This is a genomic window from Clostridium tagluense, from assembly GCF_003865095.1.
Lineage (GTDB): Bacteria > Bacillota > Clostridia > Clostridiales > Clostridiaceae > Clostridium_AD > Clostridium_AD tagluense.
This window is the reverse complement of record NZ_BHYK01000039.1, coordinates 1-17,993: the sequence shown is the minus strand read 5'-3', so window position 1 is coordinate 17,993 and position 17,993 is coordinate 1. Positions and strand designations below refer to the sequence as shown.

Below are 17,993 nucleotides of genomic sequence, written 5' to 3'. Positions count from 1 at the left end.
TACAAAATTTTAAATATATAGCTAATGCCGTATAAATATGGCTAACTATGTTTTCATATTTATTGTAATTGTAGTTTTTGTATTTCACGTAAAAACTATTCGTTTAAATTAACTTTTTCTCCAGTAACCAAATAAATTGTCCATTCACATATGTTTGTAGTATGATCTGCAATTCTTTCTAGCCACTTACAAATAAATAAAAACTGCGTAGCTTGAGTTACTGTCTCTTGATTTTTAAACATTAATTGTAGAAGTTCTGCAAATACTTCCTTATAAATATCGTCTACTTGATCGTCTCGTTTGCAAACTTCATATGCCTTTTCAACATCCCCTGCCACATAAGCGTCCAAGGAGTCCCTTATCATAAGTATTACTATCTCAGCCATTCTAGGTATGTCGATTAATTCCTTTATATACTTTTCATCTTTTAATCTTACGGTTATTTTAGCAACGTCCACGGCATAATCTGCCATTCTCTCAAGGTCTGTTACTATTTTTGTTGTGGTAAAAATATTTCTTAAATCTATTGCTAAAGGTTGCTGCATGGCAATTAATCTTATTGCCTTGTCTTCTATTTCTCGTTCCAGTGCATCAACTATGTCATCATTTACCATTATTCTTTCAGCCTTTTCAACGTTTTGAGTAACTAAGGCATCGATGCAATCATGAATTTGTTTTTCCACCATACTTCCCATTCTAATTAAATCATTATGAAGCTCTTCAAGACTAGCTTCAAATACTTTTCTTGCCATATTATCACCTTCCTTCTTATATTTTAACCAAATCTTCCTGTAATATAATCCTCTGTTCTTTTATCTTGAGGTTTGTAAAATATATTTTCTGTTTTACCATTCTCAACTATTTCTCCATTGAGAAAAAATGCGGTATAATCAGAAATTCTACCTGCTTGTTGCATATTATGAGTAACAATAATAACCGTATACTTCTTTTTAAGCACATCCATTAATTCTTCAACCTTTAATGTGGAAATAGGGTCTAAAGCAGAAGTGGGCTCATCCATTAATAAAACTTCAGGTTGTACAGCCAAAGTTCTAGCTATACATAAACGTTGTTGCTGCCCACCAGATAACCCTAGTGCACTCTTTTTAAGCCGATCTTTTACTTCATTCCAAAGGGCAGCCCCCTTTAAACTATCCTCTACAATTTCATCAAGTTCTTTTTTATTAGTTAGGCCGTGAATTTTAGGGCCATAAGCTACATTATCGTATATTGACATAGGGAAAGGATTAGGCTTTTGAAATACCATTCCTATTTTTTTTCTTAAATCTATAACATCATAATCCGAGCTGTATATGTTTTTATTTTCGTATAAAACTTCTCCATCTATTTTAACAGAATCTATTAAATCATTCATTCTGTTAATAGTCCGTAAAAATGTTGACTTACCACAACCTGATGGTCCTATAAGTGCAGTAACTGAATTTTTCTCTATATCAATACTTACATTTTTAAGTGCTTGAACATTTCCATAATATAGATTTAAATTCTTTGCTATAACTATTCCCATGTTGGTCCCTCCCTATTTACTTCCTGTGTGAGATTCATATAATTTTTTTCCGATTATTCTTGCAGATACATTAAATATAAGCACTGCTATTATTAAAACTGCTGAAGCTCCGTTTGCTATCTTAGCCGCATCAGGCACCATTCCTTCAGAATTAAGCTTCCATATATACACAGACAAAGTTTCAGCGGGCCTTAATAAGCTATAAGCTGAAGCTTTACTTGTTAAGCTTATATTAGTAAAGTTCAAAGTTGGTGCACTCATACCAGCAGTATAAAGTAAGGCTGCTGCTTCTCCAAATATTCTTCCTGCTGCTAGTATAATACCTGTTAGAATTTGAGGCATTGCAGAAGGTAATACAACATTTTTAATGGTCTGCCACCTGGTAGCACCCAGTCCTAAACTGGCTTCCTTAACACCAAATGAGGCAGCTTTAATAGCATTTTCACAAACTCTAGTCATACCCGGTAAATTTATTATAGTTATAGCTAGCGCTCCAGCAATAAGAGAATATCCCCATTTTGTCATGTTAACAAAAACTAATAGCCCGAATAATCCTACTACTATAGAAGGCAATGAAGCCATAGTTTCGATACTCAATCTTATAATATTTAATACCTTTCCCTCTTTTGCGTACTCAGCTAAATATATTCCAGCCCCTACCCCTAGAGGTACTGTAATTATAAGGGTTACTAAGAGCAAATGTATTGAATTATATAATTGACGTCCAATTCCTCCACCTGCTTCACCTATTTTGGGTTCACCGAATAAAAATTTTAAATTTAATGATTGTCTCCCATTATATATTATATAGCCTATAAGACTTATAAGCAAAAGAATCACTAAGGCAGAAATTATATATAAAACTATAGTTGCTATTTTATCCTTAACTTTAGAACTCATTATATATCACCTCTTTTTCCAAGTTTTCTAATTAGAAGTATAAATATAAAGGATATTAATAATAATAATAGCGCCATTGACCATAATGCGTCATTCCATGCTGTGCCATAAATTGTATTTGCCATGTCCATAGTCAGTATACTTGTTAATGTAGCTGTGGTTCCAAGTAAACCCTTAGGGAAGGTAACTGAGTTTCCTATAACCATTTGCACTGCTAGCGCTTCTCCAAAGGCTCTTGAAACTCCCAGGACTATGCCTGTTAATATTCCACTTTTAGCTGCTGGAATAATTACTTTAATTATAGTTTGCCATCTAGTTGCTCCAAGTCCATAGGATGCTTCTATATAATCTTTAGGTATAGTTTTTATAGCATCTGAAGAAATGCTTGTTATCGTTGGTAAAATCATTACGCTAATAACTAGTACTCCTGCAAGTAGACTAAATCCTATTCCTCCAAAAAAAATCTTAATAATAGGTACTAATACACTTACTCCTATCCAGCCATAAACAACGGAAGGTATTCCCACAAATAACTCAATGGCAGGTTGAAGAACTTTTGTACCGAGTTTTGGTGAAATTACATTCATAAATACAGCTAGTGCTACCCCTATTGGTGCACTTACTAGCACCGCAAGGAAAGAAACCACTGTTGACCCAATAATGAATATCAAAGTTCCAAATTGAGGAGATAGTGATCCTCCGCTACCCTCTGGATTCCATACCCCTGAGAATATAAAATGAAATATTGAATATCCATGCTTTATAAAGGTACTGAGGCCCTTGGTAGTTAGGAATAATATGATTGAAAAGGTAAGAATGACTATAATCGCACCACAAAACATTGCAAAACCGCGTCCTAGATATTCATTTTTAAGTTTTAAAAATATTTTTTTCATATCATTTTACCTCGAAAAATTATTTTAACCACATTTCAGAAGGAAAGTCCGCCATCTTCCATAAATGAGAACTTGCTACCCGAGAAAAAATAAAGCTTCGGTGGTGGGTATAAAACTCCTTCTAAAATCGTTAATAGGATAAGCACCGACGGATATTAATTAATGCAAATAAAGACTGGTTTTACCCAGCCTTTTGAGAACATTAATCTCTTTTAGCCTTCATATCTGCCATTGGGATATATCCTAGTTTTTTTATTCCTGCTTTCATTTCATCACTTATCATATAATCTAAATATGCTTTTGTTAATCCTGTAGGTTCACCCTTAGTGTACATATGCTCATATGCCCAAATTTTATATTTATCTGTGCTTATGTTTTCTGCACTTGCAGAAATACCATCAATTTTCAATACGTTTAAGCCTTTTTTATTAGCTTCATCAGAGAAGTATGATAATGCTAAGTAGCTTATTGCTCCATCTGTTTTTGTGATCATTCCTTTAACAGCTCCACTTGAATCTGAAGTTAATCCTGCCACTTCTTCCCTGCCATCTAATCCAAATTGTTTAAATGTTGCCCTAGTTCCTGAAGATGCTGGTCTATTTATAACTGTAACTGCTATGTCAGCTCCGCCAACTTCTTTCCAGTTTTTTATCTTTCCTGTAAATATATCTAGTAATTGCTTCTTTGTTAAAGAGTCTACTTTAACTTTTGGATTTGTTACCGCTGCAATTCCTATAACACATACCTTGTGATCTTTTAATGCAGTAGCATCAATTCCTGCTTTATCTTTTGCATATATATCTGAATTCCCTATTTCTACACTACTTTCTAACACTAATTTAAGTCCTGTACCACTTCCCCCACCTTGGACATTTACAGTTGCTCCTGGGTTTTTATCCAGGAAATTTTTAGCACCGAGTTCTGCTAAAGGCTGAAGTGCAGTTGATCCTGCTGCAGTTATTGAACCGGATAATTCAGTGTTTTTAGTTTCAGGTGTAGTTTTAGCTGTTTTATCTGCACAACCCGTGAAAATTCCTGCTGTCATTACAACTGCTAGTGTAGCTACCATTAATTTTAAACTTTTTTTCTTCATTGATAATTCCCCCGTTCACTTATTTTAATTTCTTTATTAGCTATTCATTACACTTATAATATTATACCCCGAAGGTTAATTTTGTATTATGAAAAAGTTAATTAAAGTTTAACTAATGTTAATTAAACTTTACAATGAATAAAAATAAAGCTATCCCAATAATAATTGTACAGTTTTATTTCTATTCATTGTACGGAATTTCAACTATGAATTTACTACCTAGTCCAAGCTCACTTTCAACATATATTTTCCCTTTAAATTGAAGTACTATGTGCTTAACAATAGCAAGGCCAAGACCTGTGCCACCATTCGATCTAGAACGGGCCTTATCCACTCTGTAAAATCTTTCGAAAATACGTGGAATTTGTTTTTTAGCTATTCCAACGCCAGTATCCTTAACCCATAGAATGAATCTATCATCGTAGACCTCCGTTCCAATGCAAATACTATCACCTGTTTCTGAGTAGTTTATTGCATTACCTACTAAGTTAATTAACATTTGTTTAAACCTATCAGCATCGCCTAGCAATGCTTTTATACTGTGTTGCTCAATTGATAACTGGATTCCTTTTACATCTGCTGTGTTTTTCATTAGATTGTAAACATCTCTTATAATTTTATTAACATCTATTTTTTCTTTTTTGATTTCCTTTTGTTGTTCTATATGTGAAAGTGTTAAAATATCTGTAATTAATCTAGTTAATCTTTCGGCTTCTTCATTGATTATATTTAAAAACTTTTCCTTTGTGTCTACATCATCCACATATTTTAGAGTTTCAGCAAATCCTTTAATAGATGTTAGAGGAGTTTTAAGTTCATGAGAAACATTAGCAACAAACTGCGTTCTCATTTTCTCTAATTTTTTTACTTCTGTAATATCTTGAACCACAGCAACAGTTCCTATATGCTGACTTCTGTTTATTATGTCTGCAGTTTTTATTCTGAGTTCTCTTTCTTGTGGCCAAACTATCTTTATTTCTTTATAGTCATCATCACTTTGATGGAAAATATCTTCTAATTGAAAATCTCTTATATTATCTAGAAGATTTTCTCCTATAATATCTTTAGTGATTCCAAACATTTTTTTAGCATAGGGATTAATCATTATTACTTTATTTTTCCTATCAACAGCAATGACTCCACTATCCATACTTTGCAAAATAGCCTCTAGCCTATTTTGCTTGTCTGTAACCTCATTTAAAGTGAACTCTAGTTTATCTGCCATCTCATTAAAGTTCTTTGCTAGTTGCCCTATTTCGCCACCTGATAATGTCCTGGCTCTTCTATGGATTTCCCCCTTACTAATTCTTGAAGTAATAAAAATCAAGTCTGTAATAGGTTTTACTATAATACAGGATAGTTTTAGAGAAAACCAAATTGACATTATCCCACAAAATAATATGGCCAATATGTAAAGCTTAAAATATTTACTGCCTAGACCATTTACAATTTCAATAGGCATAGAACTTCTAATAATAAGAGCATCATCAAAAGTAGTTGCAAAATACATCATATTCTTCTCAGTAGATGAACTATATCTCACTGAAAATCCACTGCCACTTTTTCTTGCCTCTATTAATTCTTGCCTATCATTGTGATTACCCATAGTTTTTGCATTTACAGATGAATCATAAATAACTTTACCTTTCTTATCTATGTAGGTTACTCTTAACTCCGAATGAGCTAAATTTTCTACGAAAAATTTCTCTTGGTCTCTTAAATTATTACTTTTCAATAAGTTAATTATCATATTATTATTTATTTCAAGTTTATCTTTTAGATTTTGTTGATATTCATAATTAAAAATAGATACAAATAGAACAGTTACTATTGCAAATATAAAAATCACAGTACTGAGCAAATATATAACTAATTTTTTTTTCATAATTAATCACCAAAATTAAATCTATATCCTATACCCCTAATAGTTTGAATATATGCTGGATTTTTATCATCCTCTTCGATTTTTTGTCTTAAATGTCTTATATGAACGTCTACAGTTCTTGTTTCTCCTAAGTATTCATAACCCCATATTTTATCTAATAGGAAGTCTCTTGTCATAACTCTACCTTTATTTTTTATTAAGATTTCCAATAACTCAAATTCCTTTAAGGTTAAATCAATTTTACTTTCACTTTTAATGACCTCGTGTTTACCAAAGTCAATAGCCAAATTACCAATATTGAAAGTTTTTTCAACTAGCTGCATATTGGTTCTTCTAAGTATAGCTTTAATCCGCGCAACTAGCTCCCTTACTGAAAATGGCTTTGTAATATAATCATCTGCACCTAACTCAAGTCCTATTATTTTGTCTATTTCTTCTCCTTTAGCTGTTATCATTATTATTGGCATATTTGCCATAGATGAGTCTTTTCTAATTTCCTTACACACATCCAAGCCATCCATTCCAGGCAACATTAAATCTAGTAACATCAATTGTGGCAATTGTTCTTTAACCAGTTTTATAGCCTCTATACCATCGCCAGCACATATAACCTTATATCCGCTTTTCTCAAGATTAAACCTAATTAACTCCTGAATATGCTCTTCATCGTCCACCACTAATATTTTTTCTCCAGCCATGCTAATCCCTCCCTACTTTTTCTGCTTAATTTATTGAGTTAAATCATCTCCTGGGTCCTTAAGTATACAAAAGAAAACATCCTACCTTGCTTATTTTCACTATTTCTATAGGAATACAATTCATATTGTTTATTACAAGCAGTACAAGTGTTGGTAGTAGTAATATTTTCTTCTTTAATACCCTTGTCCACAAGTTGTGCCAAAATACATTTTTCTAAATCCAATTTATTATTATTACTAATTTTAATATTACTATAAATATCTTGACTAGTAAACGCTTCTATTAGTTCCGGGCTAACTTCATAGCAACAACCACCAATATGTGGACCAATATATACCCTAATATCCTTAGCTTTTGAGCCATAATTTTCTTCTAATCTTTCAATTGTTTTACTTACAATTAATGCCTTTGTACCTTTCCACCCACTATGCACGGCAGCTATTACTCCTTTTTTAGTGTCTACTAAAATTACTGGAACACAATCTGCCGTAAACACACCTATAGCTGTTTTAGTTCTATCTGATATTAATGCATCTCCATCATTAGTATTTCCATCAAAACTTACAATTATGTCACTATGAATTTGATTTAAATAGCCTATAGCTTGTAACTTGTAATGTTTCTTAATAATTTCTAAATTTAGCAACCCTTCCTGTGTATTTTTATTAAAATTTAGGTCAGCTTTTGCTGTAGAAAACAAAATCACAGCATTCTCATACTGGAATTTTATAAATTCATGATTATTAATAGTTTCATTTTTCATTACTTCACCTCATTTATAAATACATAGAGTGTAAAAAATTTAATTTTTCAAAATACAAAATGTCTAAGGGTGTTTTTATTCCTTAGACATTAATTTCCTTATTTCTTCCATAAACGTATTAATATCTTTGAATTGCCTATAAACTGAAGCAAATCTCACATAAGAAACCTCATCCACATTCTTTAGTATATTCATAATGATTTCTCCGATATAATCAGATTTTACTTCTGTAAGCATTTCATTATTTAACTGTTTTTCTACCTCATCACAAATGGCTTCAATTTGCATTCTTGATACTGGTCTTTTTTGACAGGCCTTCATAAGTCCATTTATTATTTTTGTTCTGTCAAAATATTCTCTATTAAAATCCTTTTTTATTACTAAAATTGGTATATCATCTACTTTTTCATAAGTGGTATATCGTTTAAAACAAGTCAGACACTCGCGTCTTCTTCTAGTTGCAATATTATCCTCTGTTGATCTAGAATCAACTACTTTACTTTCTTCACAGCTGCAATATGGACACTTCAATGCTTTTCACGCCCTTTTTCTTGTATAGTTAGCAAATATAATAACATTATACACTTTTTCTTATAAATTAAAATACTTTAGGCACATAAAAATAAATAACAAGTAGGATAACTTGTTATTTATTTTTATGTGCTACCTTATTAAATTTGTATTCTGTATTATTCATTTTCCATATTTACATCACTACCATCTACAAGAATAACGTCCACACCAATTTTTTTTACTTTTTCCCAAGGTATCTCAATGCTATTATTTTTATTAAACCAAGATGATTTTTGAGTTGGAAGTATTATTGAGATAATTCGATATTCTTCACAATCGACTTTTAAATCTTTGATATATCCCATTTTCGACCCTGAATTTAAATCTATAATTTCCATCTGTCTTAAGTTATTTATAGCAAACATTAAGCTGTCCAATTTATTACCCCCCATAAGTTTTTGAAAACCGCTAGTCACGTGCACTAGTCTATTTTTAAAAATGCCTAACACTTTATATTATTTATATTCATTAGCCATTAAAAATATCATTTTTAATGAAAAAAATTAATTTCTTAGAATAAAGCATAGAAGAGTAAGAAGTTTCAAGTATAAATTAAAATGATATTACAAAAAAAAGATCCCGTAAAGGGACCTTATACCATTTTATTAATTTCTTTTTTTAATCTTTTTATAATTCTTTTTTCAAGTCTTGAGATATAAGATTGTGATATTCCAAGAATGTCCGCAACTTCTTTTTGTGTTTTTTCTGTAGTTCCATTTAAGCCAAATCTTAGTTGCACAATTTCTTTTTCTCTTGAATTTAAACGTTGCATAGCAAGCCAAAGCAATTGTTTATCTACATCATCTTCAATAATATTGTAGACCACATCGTTGTCAGTGCCAAGAATATCAGAAAGTAACAATTCATTACCGTCCCAATCAACATTTAGAGGTTCATAAAAAGAAATTTCTGTTTTGATTTTACTATTTCTTCTGAGATACATTAAAATTTCATTTTCAATACATCTTGAAGCATATGTAGCTAATTTGATTTTCTTTTCAGGGTCAAAGGTATTAACTGCTTTTATAAGCCCTATGGTTCCTACAGAAATTAAGTCTTCAACATTTACACCTGTATTTTCAAACTTCCTTGCTATATATACTACTAGCCTTAAATTTCTTTCGATTAAGGTGGCTCTCACTTTTTTGTCACCGGTATCTAATCTAACCACCAATTCATCCTCTTCATCCTTAGTCAAAGGAGGTGGTAGTGCATCATTCCCCCCTATATAAAACAAATTTTTTGAAAATACTTTGAATTTAACAATCAACTTGTTTAACACTACTTTAAAATTGAACATAATATCCTCCTTATATCTATTATTTTATATAATAATTTTGAACTTTTAATTAAGTATTCCCCTTGACATAAGCGCATTGTAGTAGTTGTCTTTGCTTAATTTATCCTCGCAAAAGGCTATAATTACATCTTTTGTTTCAATGGTTTTTTTATCAATATGAATATTAATATACTCTGGTTTAAACCCTACAAGGCTTCCCCTAGTTCCATTTAGTACAGTATAGGGAATGTAATAGGTATTGTTTTTTTCAAGTATTACATCATTTAACATATTCCGTTCAACAATTAATACTGGCAAATTAGTAGCAGGCTCACGAAGCTCATTTCCTGTATCTAAAAATGCTACAATAGTTTTTTTATAACTTTTATTAATTATATCAACAGTGTATATAAGAGTTAATATTTTTTTTCTATCCCCTATAAAAATTACGATCCTATATATCAACATATAAATTATCATTACTGAAAGAAGTAATTTTTCATAAGGAAAATTTATTATAATTATATTAAACGACATTTCTTTACTATTGCTTATTTGAATAAATAAACACATCCCAGCTAAAAGAATTGAATATAATACAAATATTAGACAAGCCTTAATTATGAATAAAATATTTTTTTCTCTAAAAACAATTAAAATCATTCCTATAACTATTAATATTTTAAAAGGTATATATGACAAGTATCTAAGCTTTGGGTACACAACTGTTAAAACATATAAGCTACCCACAAAACTTGATAGGCACATCCACATAAGATTCACTCTTTTTCTTAATGTTTGAACAGTAACATGCAATATGAATAGATTAACTATAAAATTTACTAATATAAGAACATCTACATATACTATCACTCGTCCTTCCTCCTTTAAAAACATTATATAACTTATGTGATTAAAATTTTGTCATTTTTTACCACAAATATAATTTTTATTCTTCTATAAAATGCCACTAATTCCCATATTATTTTAAATATATAGGTAATAAAAAAAATACCTATGCACTACAAATTCTATTGTAAGTGCATAGGTACCTATAATTAATTAAAATTGTTTATTTACTTTGTCTTCGTAAAAAAGCTGGAATTTCCAAATCAGAAGTCTCATAATCTTTAGTATAGGCAGCTTCTTCGATAGGTTTAACAAATTCTTTTTCTTTTTCTTTTTCTTTGGTCTTTGGTACAGTTTTATTTTTTAATATTTTTTCATTTTCAAAACCAGTTGCTATAACTGTTATTCTTATTTCATCTTTTAAATTTTCATCTATAACTGCACCAAATATGATATTGGCATCTGGATCTGCAGCTCCTTGAACAATTTCCGCGGCTTCATTTATTTCAAGAAGTCCTAAATCTGTTCCACCAGTAATATTTAAAAGTACACCAGTAGCACCAACTATAGAAGTTTCCAGTAGCGGGCTTGAAATAGCTTGCTTTGCTGCTTCTTGGGATCTGTTATCACCTGAGGCTCTACCAACACCCATATGCGCAAGACCTTTTGCAAGCATAATTGTTCTTACATCTGCAAAGTCTAGATTTACAAGACCAGGTATTGTAATTAAATCAGATATACCTTGTATACCTTGTCTTAAAACATCATCTGCCATTTTAAAGGAGTCCATCAATGTAGTTTTCTTATCTACCATGGTTAATAATCTTTCATTTGGAATTGTAACCAATGTATCTACTGTTTCTTTTAGAGTTTTTATTCCTATTTCAGCATTAATCATTCTTTTTCTGCCTTCAAAAGGGAATGGTTTTGTTACGACTCCTACAGTTAGTATTCCCATAGATTTAGCAATTTCAGCAACTACAGGCGCAGCTCCAGTACCTGTACCGCCTCCCATACCTGCAGTAATAAACACCATATCCGCTCCTTTTATAGCTTGTGATATTTCATCTCTGCTTTCTTCGGCTGCTTTCATACCAATCTCTGGATTGGCCCCTGCTCCTAGCCCTTTAGTGAGTTTATCACCTATTTGAATTTTTTGTACCGCATGTGAAAGAATTAAAGCTTGTTTATCTGTATTTATAGCTATAAACTCTACGTTTTTAAGTCCCTCCATAATCATCCTGTTTATAGCGTTATTTCCTCCGCCACCACACCCAATTACTTTAATCTGAGCAAATTCTTGAACATCAACATCAAAATCTAGCACGACACTACCTCCTTATTAGAAAAAGTCTGCAAAAAACCCTTTAATTTTTGCTACAAATTGGTTTTTTTCACCTTTACTTTGTTTTTTTGACCATTTACCATCATCTATTTCTTCAGAAAAACTATTACTAGTTTTAAGATTATTAGCAGCTTGTACAACTATTCCAACTGCTGTAACGTACAGTGGACTAGCCGCGCCCACATAATCTGGAGAACCTATTCTCACTGACTTATTGAATATCTCTTTGCTTAGCTCAGTGGTGCCTCTAAATAAAGAGATACCTCCACCAACTATAACTACACCAGAAATTTCTTTATAAAATCCACTATTTAATAAGTTGCTTTTAATTAAATTTAATAACTCTTCTGCTCTAGCTTCAATTATATCAACTAATAAATTATTATCAATATCAGTAAAATTATCATAAGAATCTTTAACCCTAATTTTCTCTACATCGGTTTCTTTGCCTTTGACTAAACTTCCATATTTAAGCTTTAATCTTTCAGCTTCGCTAAATGGAACTTTAAGGCAAACTGATATATCATTAGTGATATTATTTCCACCTAATTGAAGAATAGAAGTATATTTTATTTTTGAACCCTTGTATATTGAGATATCAATAGTCTCTGCTCCAACATCTACAATTGCTATTCCCATATCCTTTTCTTCTCTTCGAAGCACTGCCTCCGAAATAGCTGATGGTTGAAGTACTATGCCATTAACTTTAATTCCAGCATATTTTACACTTTTTAACAAATTACTAACTACGGTGGATTGTGCCATGACTACTTGTGCCTCAACTTCTAGTCTTATTCCACTCATTCCTCTAGGGTCTTTGATATTGTCATATCCATCAACAATATATTGTTCAGGTTCAACGCCTACTATTTCTTTGTCGGATGGAACTGAGATAAGTTTAGCTGCTTCAATTACCCTGTCCACATCAGATTGTTTAATTTCTCTGTCTTCAGAAGATATTGCAATCATTCCAGTATTTCTTACTAGTTCACAAATTCCACCAGGTAGTGATATATATACCTCACTTATTTGTATATCTGTCATACGCTCTAATTGTGTGATACATTGCTTTATAGATTCAGCTGTACTATCAATATCTATTACAACTGATTTATTTAAACCACTACATACCACTGATGTAATGCCTATAATCTGAAGTTTTCCATTGCTAGCAATCTTACCAACTGCTCCGCATATTTTCGTTGATCCTAAGTCTATTCCCACTATGTGTTCATTCATTAAGTTTATCCCCCCTTATAAGAGAAACCTCATTTTATATATTCAACAAAAAAATAAATTTTCCTCTTATTTAAATGAGTTTTTTATAATATTTATTAGAAATTTAAATACAATTAAAGCTGCATACATTTTATCCTATATTAGTAGGTATATATAAACTTAATTTAGAATTAGTAAACTACATTATAATAATCATAATAATAATATTGAAAAGTTAGTTTTCTTCTAGGTTTAGTATAATAGCAATATATAAAAAAAGCAATATTATATTAATTAGGTAACCTTATTGTTATCCCCCCATTTATAGAAGTGGGAGACTTTCCTTCTGAAATGTCTTTAAAACTTAACTTTAAAGTAAAAATAGAGCTAAAAGCAATAATTCATCTATGCTTTTAGCTCAGTTTAATTATTTGCTAAAGTGATAGCATTCTTAACATCATTTCATTGTCAACGGAGTATGTCATTGCCTCATCTTTTGATATAATACCTTTTTTATATAAATCTGCAATGGACATGTCCATAGTTTTCATACCATATTTTCCACCAGTTTGAACGCAAGACTGCAATTGATGCGTTTTACCTTCCCTTATAAGGTTTTGAATTGCTGGAGTTGATATCATTATCTCAAGGGCAGCTACCCTTCCTTTTTCATTAACTTTAGGTATTAATTGTTGAGAAACTATTCCTTGCATTACTGCTGCTAATTGCACTTTAATTTGTTGCTGCTGATGTGGAGGAAATACATCCACTACTCTATCTACTGTTTTTGCTGCACCTATAGTATGTAGCGTAGAGAAAACCAAATGACCAGTTTCAGCCGCAGTAATAGCAATAGAAATTGTTTCAAGATCCCTCATTTCGCCTACTAATATAACATCTGGATCTTCTCTAAGGATAGCTTTTAAAGCATTTCTATAATTTTTACTGTCTTTCCCAATTTCTCTTTGATTAATAATGGATTTATTGTGTTTATGCAAATATTCAATAGGATCTTCCAGAGTAATAATATTACATGCTCTAGTAGAGTTAATTTCATTAACCATAGCAGCTAGTGTAGTACTTTTACCACTGCCTGTAGGTCCAGTTACTAAAACTAGTCCTCTTTGCTTTGTGGTAAGTGCGCGAACAACCTCCGGAAACTCAAGTTGTTTGAGCGTAGGTATTTTTAGGGAAACTACTCTAATAGCTATAGTATCGCTTCCCCTTTGTTTATAAACATTAACTCTAAATCTTCCAATACCTCCAATAGAGTAAGAAGTATCAATTTCTCCATTTTCATAGTATTCTTTATAAGAATCTTGTAAAATTTCTCTAGAGTATTTTTCAGTATCCCCTGGAGTTAATTTATCTTTCCCTACTTGTATTAGATGCCCATTAACTCTAATAATTGGTACGGAACCAACTGTTAAGTGCAAATCTGATGCATTTTCTTCTGTAGTTTTCTCTAGCAATTCACTAAGTGATATCATTGTTTGTCCTCCTGTTATTTTAATGAAGCTTTCCAAATATCTATGGCAAAATGGGCTTGGAATTTTAGCATATTCTTGCCATTTATAATCTTAGCTCCCTTTTCCTTACCTTGCTTTAAAAACAATGTTTTCTCAGGTATATAATTTAAATCGTATAATATATTTTTTTCTGAAGCGTTTTCCAATTTTAATGTAAATTCCTTAAGATGATTTATTCCACCTAAGGGTGTACAATTTACAATTATATTGTAGTTGCTACAATCTATAATTGAATTAAATTCTACAAATTTATCCATTTCAGAAAATTGGTTAAGAATCTTATGTTTGTCTCTTCCTGTAATATCTATAGATTCTATTCCTAAATCTTTAAGTGCAAAAAATATACTCTTTGCCGCACCTCCATTTCCAATAATCAGTGCCTTGCCATTTAGAGAGTTAATACCCTCTACTTTTAGGCTTTTAATGAAACCTAGATAGTCTGTATTGTAGCCAATAAGTTTATTATCTTTTAATACAACTGTATTGACTGCGCCTATATCATTTGCGGGATACGCAACCTTGTCTAGAAAACTTATAATATGCTCTTTATAAGGTATAGTTACATTAAAACCAACTATATTATTTTTTTCTAAATTTTCAATAAAACAACTTATTTCATTCTTTTGTAAATCATATAACCTGTAATTAAAATCAAGTCCATTTAGTCTGTAATACTCATTGTGAACTTCTGGTGATCTTGAGTATTGTATATTGTTTCCAATTAATCCAGTATACTTCACTTTATCATCTCCAAGTTATAATATGGAAGACTTATTAATATTCGACGAAATTATAAAATTCTCCTTTTTTTATTTTTTCTATTCTCTATAACTATTTATTAGAGCAATTAAGTTTTGATTTATTAGTATTATTTAATTCTTTATAAAGCTTCTTTAATGCTCTCTTTTCAATTCTAGATACATAAGACCGAGAAATTCCTAGAATTAATGCAATTTCTCTTTGAGTTCGAGGGTTACCATCAAGTAATCCATAACGCATTTGGATTATTATTTTTTCTCTATCCATCAAAGCTACGTTTATCTTACTATAAAGCTTTTTAATTTGTATTTTATTTTCTACTATCTCAATAATAGAATCTTCATCACTACTTAATACATCCATAAGCGATATTTCATTTCCCCCTACATGTTAGACATATATATAAAAATTTACCCTTCCATTATATACACCTGTTGGTCAGTATCGTCAATAGGTGTATTTATTTTCTCACTTAATTTAATAACTAAATATAACAAGTCCTTTTGTTTTTTTATTATTTCCTCATTTGACATTAACTTTATCCCCCTCGTTTTACCTGTCTAATTTTCCATATCTATCCTTAATAACTTAATAATATCACATTTCATTATAAATTCATAGAACAAGTGTTCGTTCTTTTATTCACCTTTTGTAATATTTTTCTTGTTTTATTATAACAACTCCCGTTAGAATTGTTTATTATAAGAACAAAACGTTCTTGAGATGATCATATTTAAGCCTCCATGCTATTCTTTTTATGGGGGTGTAAATATGATATTATTTGGTAATAGATTACATGCTTTACGTGAAGATAGTGACCTTACAAGTGAAGAATTTGCAAATAAATTACACATTACTACTCGCGCCTTAAATTACTATGAAAACAATATGAGAGAACCTAGCTTCCCTCTACTTATACAAATGGCTGATTACTTTAACGTATCTACAGACTACCTTCTAGGCAGGACAGACATACAGACTCCATATCCTAAAAAGCATAAATAAATTTACCACGTCAACCATCTCTGTAATTTTCTTCTACTTATCCATAATACCACTTTATTTGTTAATATTTTGTCAAAACAAAGGTCACAATTAAAATAAATTTAGCACATATTGTCAACCTATTGGTTGGCAATATTATTAAGTTTATTATTTAATAATAATTTAATAATAATTAGCGCTAAATATATTTTAATTTGTTGCTATATAGGTTATGATAAGATAAAAAGGCGGTTAGAGATGAAGGCACGTGAATATAGATTGAAGTCTAATTTATCACAATCGCAATTGGCTAAGATGCTAGGGGTTTCAAGACAGTATATCTCTGCAATTGAACTAGGTCATAAAAAAATTTCTATAGATATGCTAGAAAGAATTTGCCTATTGCTAGACACGTCGCCTTGCCAAATGCTTGATTATCCATGCATAGAAGATAATAGAGGAGTTGATAAAATAGTGATAAATACAGATAAAATAAAAGATGATATTAAATTGTTAATTAGTTCTGGAACAATAAAATCCGAAGATGAATTAGAAAATATGTCTTTAGATAACATTTATAAAATCGCAGAGGAATTTAATATATGTATAAAAGATTTTTTATGCTACTTTTGCTTTAAGGGCAATGGTAAATGTAGAGATGGAAATTGTACATAACAAATAAAAACAAAAAATAAAAAGACACTGGATCGTGGATGAACTCCATTGACCAGTGCCTTTTATTTATTTAACTTAATTAATTATATTTACCACCACTCCTGTAGATACCACTTTGATAGTAACTTGTATTACTTAAGATTATCTTTAGCATACTGTGCTTCTGCTGCTGTAAATTTCTCACCATGTGGTGATATTAATTGGTCATAAACTGCACTTGGAGACATTGACATGTCTTTTTGATATGCCTGTGCTTTTTTTAATGCATTTTCTTTCCAGTCAACTTTTACATTATCTATAGCATATTTAGCAGCTTCTTTTGAAAACTTCTCTCCATTCTCTGATATTAGCTGGTCATATATTCCTGCTTTAGACATATTCATCATATTGCCATATGATTCTGCTTTTGCCAGTGCTGAAATGTATTCTGTTGGAACAGTCTCTTCTTTTTTCTCTTCTACCTTTGGTGTGTCCTTTTTTACAACATCTGTAGCTACAGGCTTGGTACTAGTTTCTTTCGCTGCTTCCTTATCTCCGCCCATGCCTGAACCAATTCCAACCAATACAACAACAGCTAACACAGCAGTTAATAGTTTGTGCTTCATAAAAAAGTTTCTTTGGTCTTTGCCGCAGTGAACGCATTTATTTACCCCTTTTGCTATTTCTTTACTACAAGCCTTACAATTTACCATTTTACTCATAATTAATCCCCCTCGTATATTTAAATTCTATTGAATTGTACCATACCGTCCATAATCATACAATTCAAAATAATTTTAGAAGCATTTACAAGCATTTGAATATTAATGTGTAAGTATAGTTAAAAGCCAGCGTCTATCAATCGGTAAAATCATTAAAAATTTACATCGAAACCCACTGTATTTAAAAACATATATATAAATTAACAAAAAATAAAAAAGACCCCAAGGAGATTAGTCCCTGAGGTTTGAATTATTGTGCTGCTACTTGTACAGCCCCTTGTATGGTTGCTATGGTCTGTTTAAGTTGTGTATTTTCT

The 17,993-nt window shown here is 31.0% G+C and carries 20 protein-coding genes and 1 pseudogene; 2 read left to right on the top strand and 19 right to left on the bottom strand.

What is annotated here, in order from left to right; translation table 11 throughout:
• Positions 1–95: 95 nt before the first annotated feature.
• The 18 genes and pseudogenes from phoU to Ctaglu_RS26320 form a co-directional block, all read right to left on the bottom strand.
• Positions 96–752, bottom strand: coding sequence for a phosphate signaling complex protein PhoU (gene phoU, locus Ctaglu_RS21475; protein ID WP_125005607.1), 657 nt, complete (start codon positions 750–752; stop codon positions 96–98).
• Positions 753–775: 23 nt separating this feature from the next.
• Positions 776–1,528: a phosphate ABC transporter ATP-binding protein PstB gene (gene pstB / locus Ctaglu_RS21470; RefSeq protein WP_125005605.1), complete on the bottom strand. Its 753-nt coding sequence runs from the start codon at positions 1,526–1,528 to the stop codon at positions 776–778.
• 12 nt (positions 1,529–1,540) lie between these two features.
• Positions 1,541–2,428, bottom strand: a complete 888-nt coding sequence (gene pstA / locus Ctaglu_RS21465) for a phosphate ABC transporter permease PstA (protein WP_125005603.1) — start codon at positions 2,426–2,428, stop codon at positions 1,541–1,543.
• Positions 2,428–3,324, bottom strand: coding sequence for a phosphate ABC transporter permease subunit PstC (gene pstC / locus Ctaglu_RS21460; RefSeq protein WP_125005601.1), 897 nt, complete (start codon positions 3,322–3,324; stop codon positions 2,428–2,430). The genes pstA and pstC overlap by 1 nt, the downstream gene beginning before the upstream one ends.
• Before the next feature lie 202 nt (positions 3,325–3,526).
• Positions 3,527–4,417 carry a phosphate ABC transporter substrate-binding protein gene (locus tag Ctaglu_RS21455; RefSeq protein WP_125005599.1) on the bottom strand — a complete coding sequence of 297 codons (891 nt, stop codon included), beginning with the start codon at positions 4,415–4,417 and terminating at the stop codon, positions 3,527–3,529.
• A 181-nt stretch (positions 4,418–4,598) separates the two neighbouring features.
• Positions 4,599–6,302: a two-component system histidine kinase PnpS gene (gene pnpS, locus Ctaglu_RS21450; protein ID WP_125005597.1), complete on the bottom strand. Its 1,704-nt coding sequence runs from the start codon at positions 6,300–6,302 to the stop codon at positions 4,599–4,601.
• A 2-nt stretch (positions 6,303–6,304) separates the two neighbouring features.
• A complete protein-coding gene (locus tag Ctaglu_RS21445; RefSeq protein WP_125005596.1) occupies positions 6,305–7,000 on the bottom strand; it encodes a response regulator in 696 nt (231 codons plus the stop codon).
• A 38-nt stretch (positions 7,001–7,038) separates the two neighbouring features.
• On the bottom strand, positions 7,039–7,764 hold the full coding sequence (gene pgeF, locus Ctaglu_RS21440) for a peptidoglycan editing factor PgeF (RefSeq protein ID WP_125005594.1): 726 nt from the start codon (positions 7,762–7,764) through the stop codon (positions 7,039–7,041).
• Positions 7,765–7,839: 75 nt separating this feature from the next.
• Positions 7,840–8,295 (bottom strand): transcriptional regulator NrdR, encoded by a 456-nt coding sequence (nrdR, locus tag Ctaglu_RS21435; RefSeq protein ID WP_125005592.1) that lies wholly within the window; start codon positions 8,293–8,295, stop codon positions 7,840–7,842.
• A gap of 158 nt (positions 8,296–8,453) precedes the next feature.
• Positions 8,454–8,729, bottom strand: coding sequence for a YlmC/YmxH family sporulation protein (locus tag Ctaglu_RS21430; protein ID WP_373861716.1), 276 nt, complete (start codon positions 8,727–8,729; stop codon positions 8,454–8,456).
• 200 nt (positions 8,730–8,929) lie between these two features.
• Positions 8,930–9,637: an RNA polymerase sporulation sigma factor SigE gene (gene sigE / locus Ctaglu_RS21425; protein ID WP_125005588.1), complete on the bottom strand. Its 708-nt coding sequence runs from the start codon at positions 9,635–9,637 to the stop codon at positions 8,930–8,932.
• Between the two features lie 45 nt (positions 9,638–9,682).
• Positions 9,683–10,489, bottom strand: a complete 807-nt coding sequence (gene spoIIGA, locus Ctaglu_RS21420; RefSeq protein WP_125005586.1) for a sigma-E processing peptidase SpoIIGA — start codon at positions 10,487–10,489, stop codon at positions 9,683–9,685.
• Positions 10,490–10,688: 199 nt separating this feature from the next.
• The gene (gene ftsZ, locus Ctaglu_RS21415; protein ID WP_125005584.1) at positions 10,689–11,792 is read right to left on the bottom strand and encodes a cell division protein FtsZ; all 1,104 of its coding nucleotides are present in this window, start codon (positions 11,790–11,792) and stop codon (positions 10,689–10,691) included.
• Between the two features lie 15 nt (positions 11,793–11,807).
• Positions 11,808–13,049, bottom strand: coding sequence for a cell division protein FtsA (gene ftsA, locus Ctaglu_RS21410; protein WP_125005582.1), 1,242 nt, complete (start codon positions 13,047–13,049; stop codon positions 11,808–11,810).
• A gap of 413 nt (positions 13,050–13,462) precedes the next feature.
• The gene (locus tag Ctaglu_RS21405; RefSeq protein ID WP_125005580.1) at positions 13,463–14,518 is read right to left on the bottom strand and encodes a type IV pilus twitching motility protein PilT; all 1,056 of its coding nucleotides are present in this window, start codon (positions 14,516–14,518) and stop codon (positions 13,463–13,465) included.
• Positions 14,519–14,532: 14 nt separating this feature from the next.
• Entirely contained in the window at positions 14,533–15,297 is a 765-nt protein-coding gene (gene aroE, locus Ctaglu_RS21400; RefSeq protein ID WP_125005578.1) for a shikimate dehydrogenase, read from the bottom strand.
• A gap of 91 nt (positions 15,298–15,388) precedes the next feature.
• A pseudogene (locus Ctaglu_RS21395) lies at positions 15,389–15,697 on the bottom strand (sigma-70 family RNA polymerase sigma factor); the annotation flags it as partial.
• A 29-nt stretch (positions 15,698–15,726) separates the two neighbouring features.
• Complete coding sequence (locus Ctaglu_RS26320) at positions 15,727–15,849, bottom strand: hypothetical protein (protein ID WP_267901311.1); 123 nt, start codon at positions 15,847–15,849, stop codon at positions 15,727–15,729.
• A gap of 238 nt (positions 15,850–16,087) precedes the next feature.
• Between Ctaglu_RS26320 and Ctaglu_RS21390 the strand changes: the two genes are divergently transcribed.
• Positions 16,088–16,321, top strand: coding sequence for a helix-turn-helix domain-containing protein (locus Ctaglu_RS21390; RefSeq protein WP_125005576.1), 234 nt, complete (start codon positions 16,088–16,090; stop codon positions 16,319–16,321).
• Between the two features lie 237 nt (positions 16,322–16,558).
• Positions 16,559–16,975 carry a helix-turn-helix domain-containing protein gene (locus Ctaglu_RS21385; RefSeq protein ID WP_125005574.1) on the top strand — a complete coding sequence of 139 codons (417 nt, stop codon included), beginning with the start codon at positions 16,559–16,561 and terminating at the stop codon, positions 16,973–16,975.
• 131 nt (positions 16,976–17,106) lie between these two features.
• On the opposite strand, the gene Ctaglu_RS21380 is transcribed toward Ctaglu_RS21385, so the two are convergent.
• Positions 17,107–17,676 carry an Ltp family lipoprotein gene (locus Ctaglu_RS21380; RefSeq protein ID WP_125005572.1) on the bottom strand — a complete coding sequence of 190 codons (570 nt, stop codon included), beginning with the start codon at positions 17,674–17,676 and terminating at the stop codon, positions 17,107–17,109.
• Positions 17,677–17,993: the final 317 nt, after the last annotated feature.

Coding starts and splice junctions, on each gene's coding strand:
- phoU (WP_125005607.1), bottom strand. CDS start 752: ATGGCAAGAAAAGTATTTGAAGCTAGTCTTGAAGAGCTTCATAATGAT.
- pstB (WP_125005605.1), bottom strand. CDS start 1,528: ATGGGAATAGTTATAGCAAAGAATTTAAATCTATATTATGGAAATGTT.
- pstA (WP_125005603.1), bottom strand. CDS start 2,428: ATGAGTTCTAAAGTTAAGGATAAAATAGCAACTATAGTTTTATATATA.
- pstC (WP_125005601.1), bottom strand. CDS start 3,324: ATGAAAAAAATATTTTTAAAACTTAAAAATGAATATCTAGGACGCGGT.
- Ctaglu_RS21455 (WP_125005599.1), bottom strand. CDS start 4,417: ATGAAGAAAAAAAGTTTAAAATTAATGGTAGCTACACTAGCAGTTGTA.
- pnpS (WP_125005597.1), bottom strand. CDS start 6,302: ATGAAAAAAAAATTAGTTATATATTTGCTCAGTACTGTGATTTTTATA.
- Ctaglu_RS21445 (WP_125005596.1), bottom strand. CDS start 7,000: ATGGCTGGAGAAAAAATATTAGTGGTGGACGATGAAGAGCATATTCAG.
- pgeF (WP_125005594.1), bottom strand. CDS start 7,764: ATGAAAAATGAAACTATTAATAATCATGAATTTATAAAATTCCAGTAT.
- Ctaglu_RS21430 (WP_373861716.1), bottom strand. CDS start 8,729: ATGGGGGGTAATAAATTGGACAGCTTAATGTTTGCTATAAATAACTTA.
- sigE (WP_125005588.1), bottom strand. CDS start 9,637: ATGTTCAATTTTAAAGTAGTGTTAAACAAGTTGATTGTTAAATTCAAA.
- ftsA (WP_125005582.1), bottom strand. CDS start 13,049: ATGAATGAACACATAGTGGGAATAGACTTAGGATCAACGAAAATATGC.
- Ctaglu_RS21405 (WP_125005580.1), bottom strand. CDS start 14,518: ATGATATCACTTAGTGAATTGCTAGAGAAAACTACAGAAGAAAATGCA.
- Ctaglu_RS26320 (WP_267901311.1), bottom strand. CDS start 15,849: ATGTCAAATGAGGAAATAATAAAAAAACAAAAGGACTTGTTATATTTA.
- Ctaglu_RS21390 (WP_125005576.1), top strand. CDS start 16,088: ATGATATTATTTGGTAATAGATTACATGCTTTACGTGAAGATAGTGAC.
- Ctaglu_RS21385 (WP_125005574.1), top strand. CDS start 16,559: ATGAAGGCACGTGAATATAGATTGAAGTCTAATTTATCACAATCGCAA.
- Ctaglu_RS21380 (WP_125005572.1), bottom strand. CDS start 17,676: ATGAGTAAAATGGTAAATTGTAAGGCTTGTAGTAAAGAAATAGCAAAA.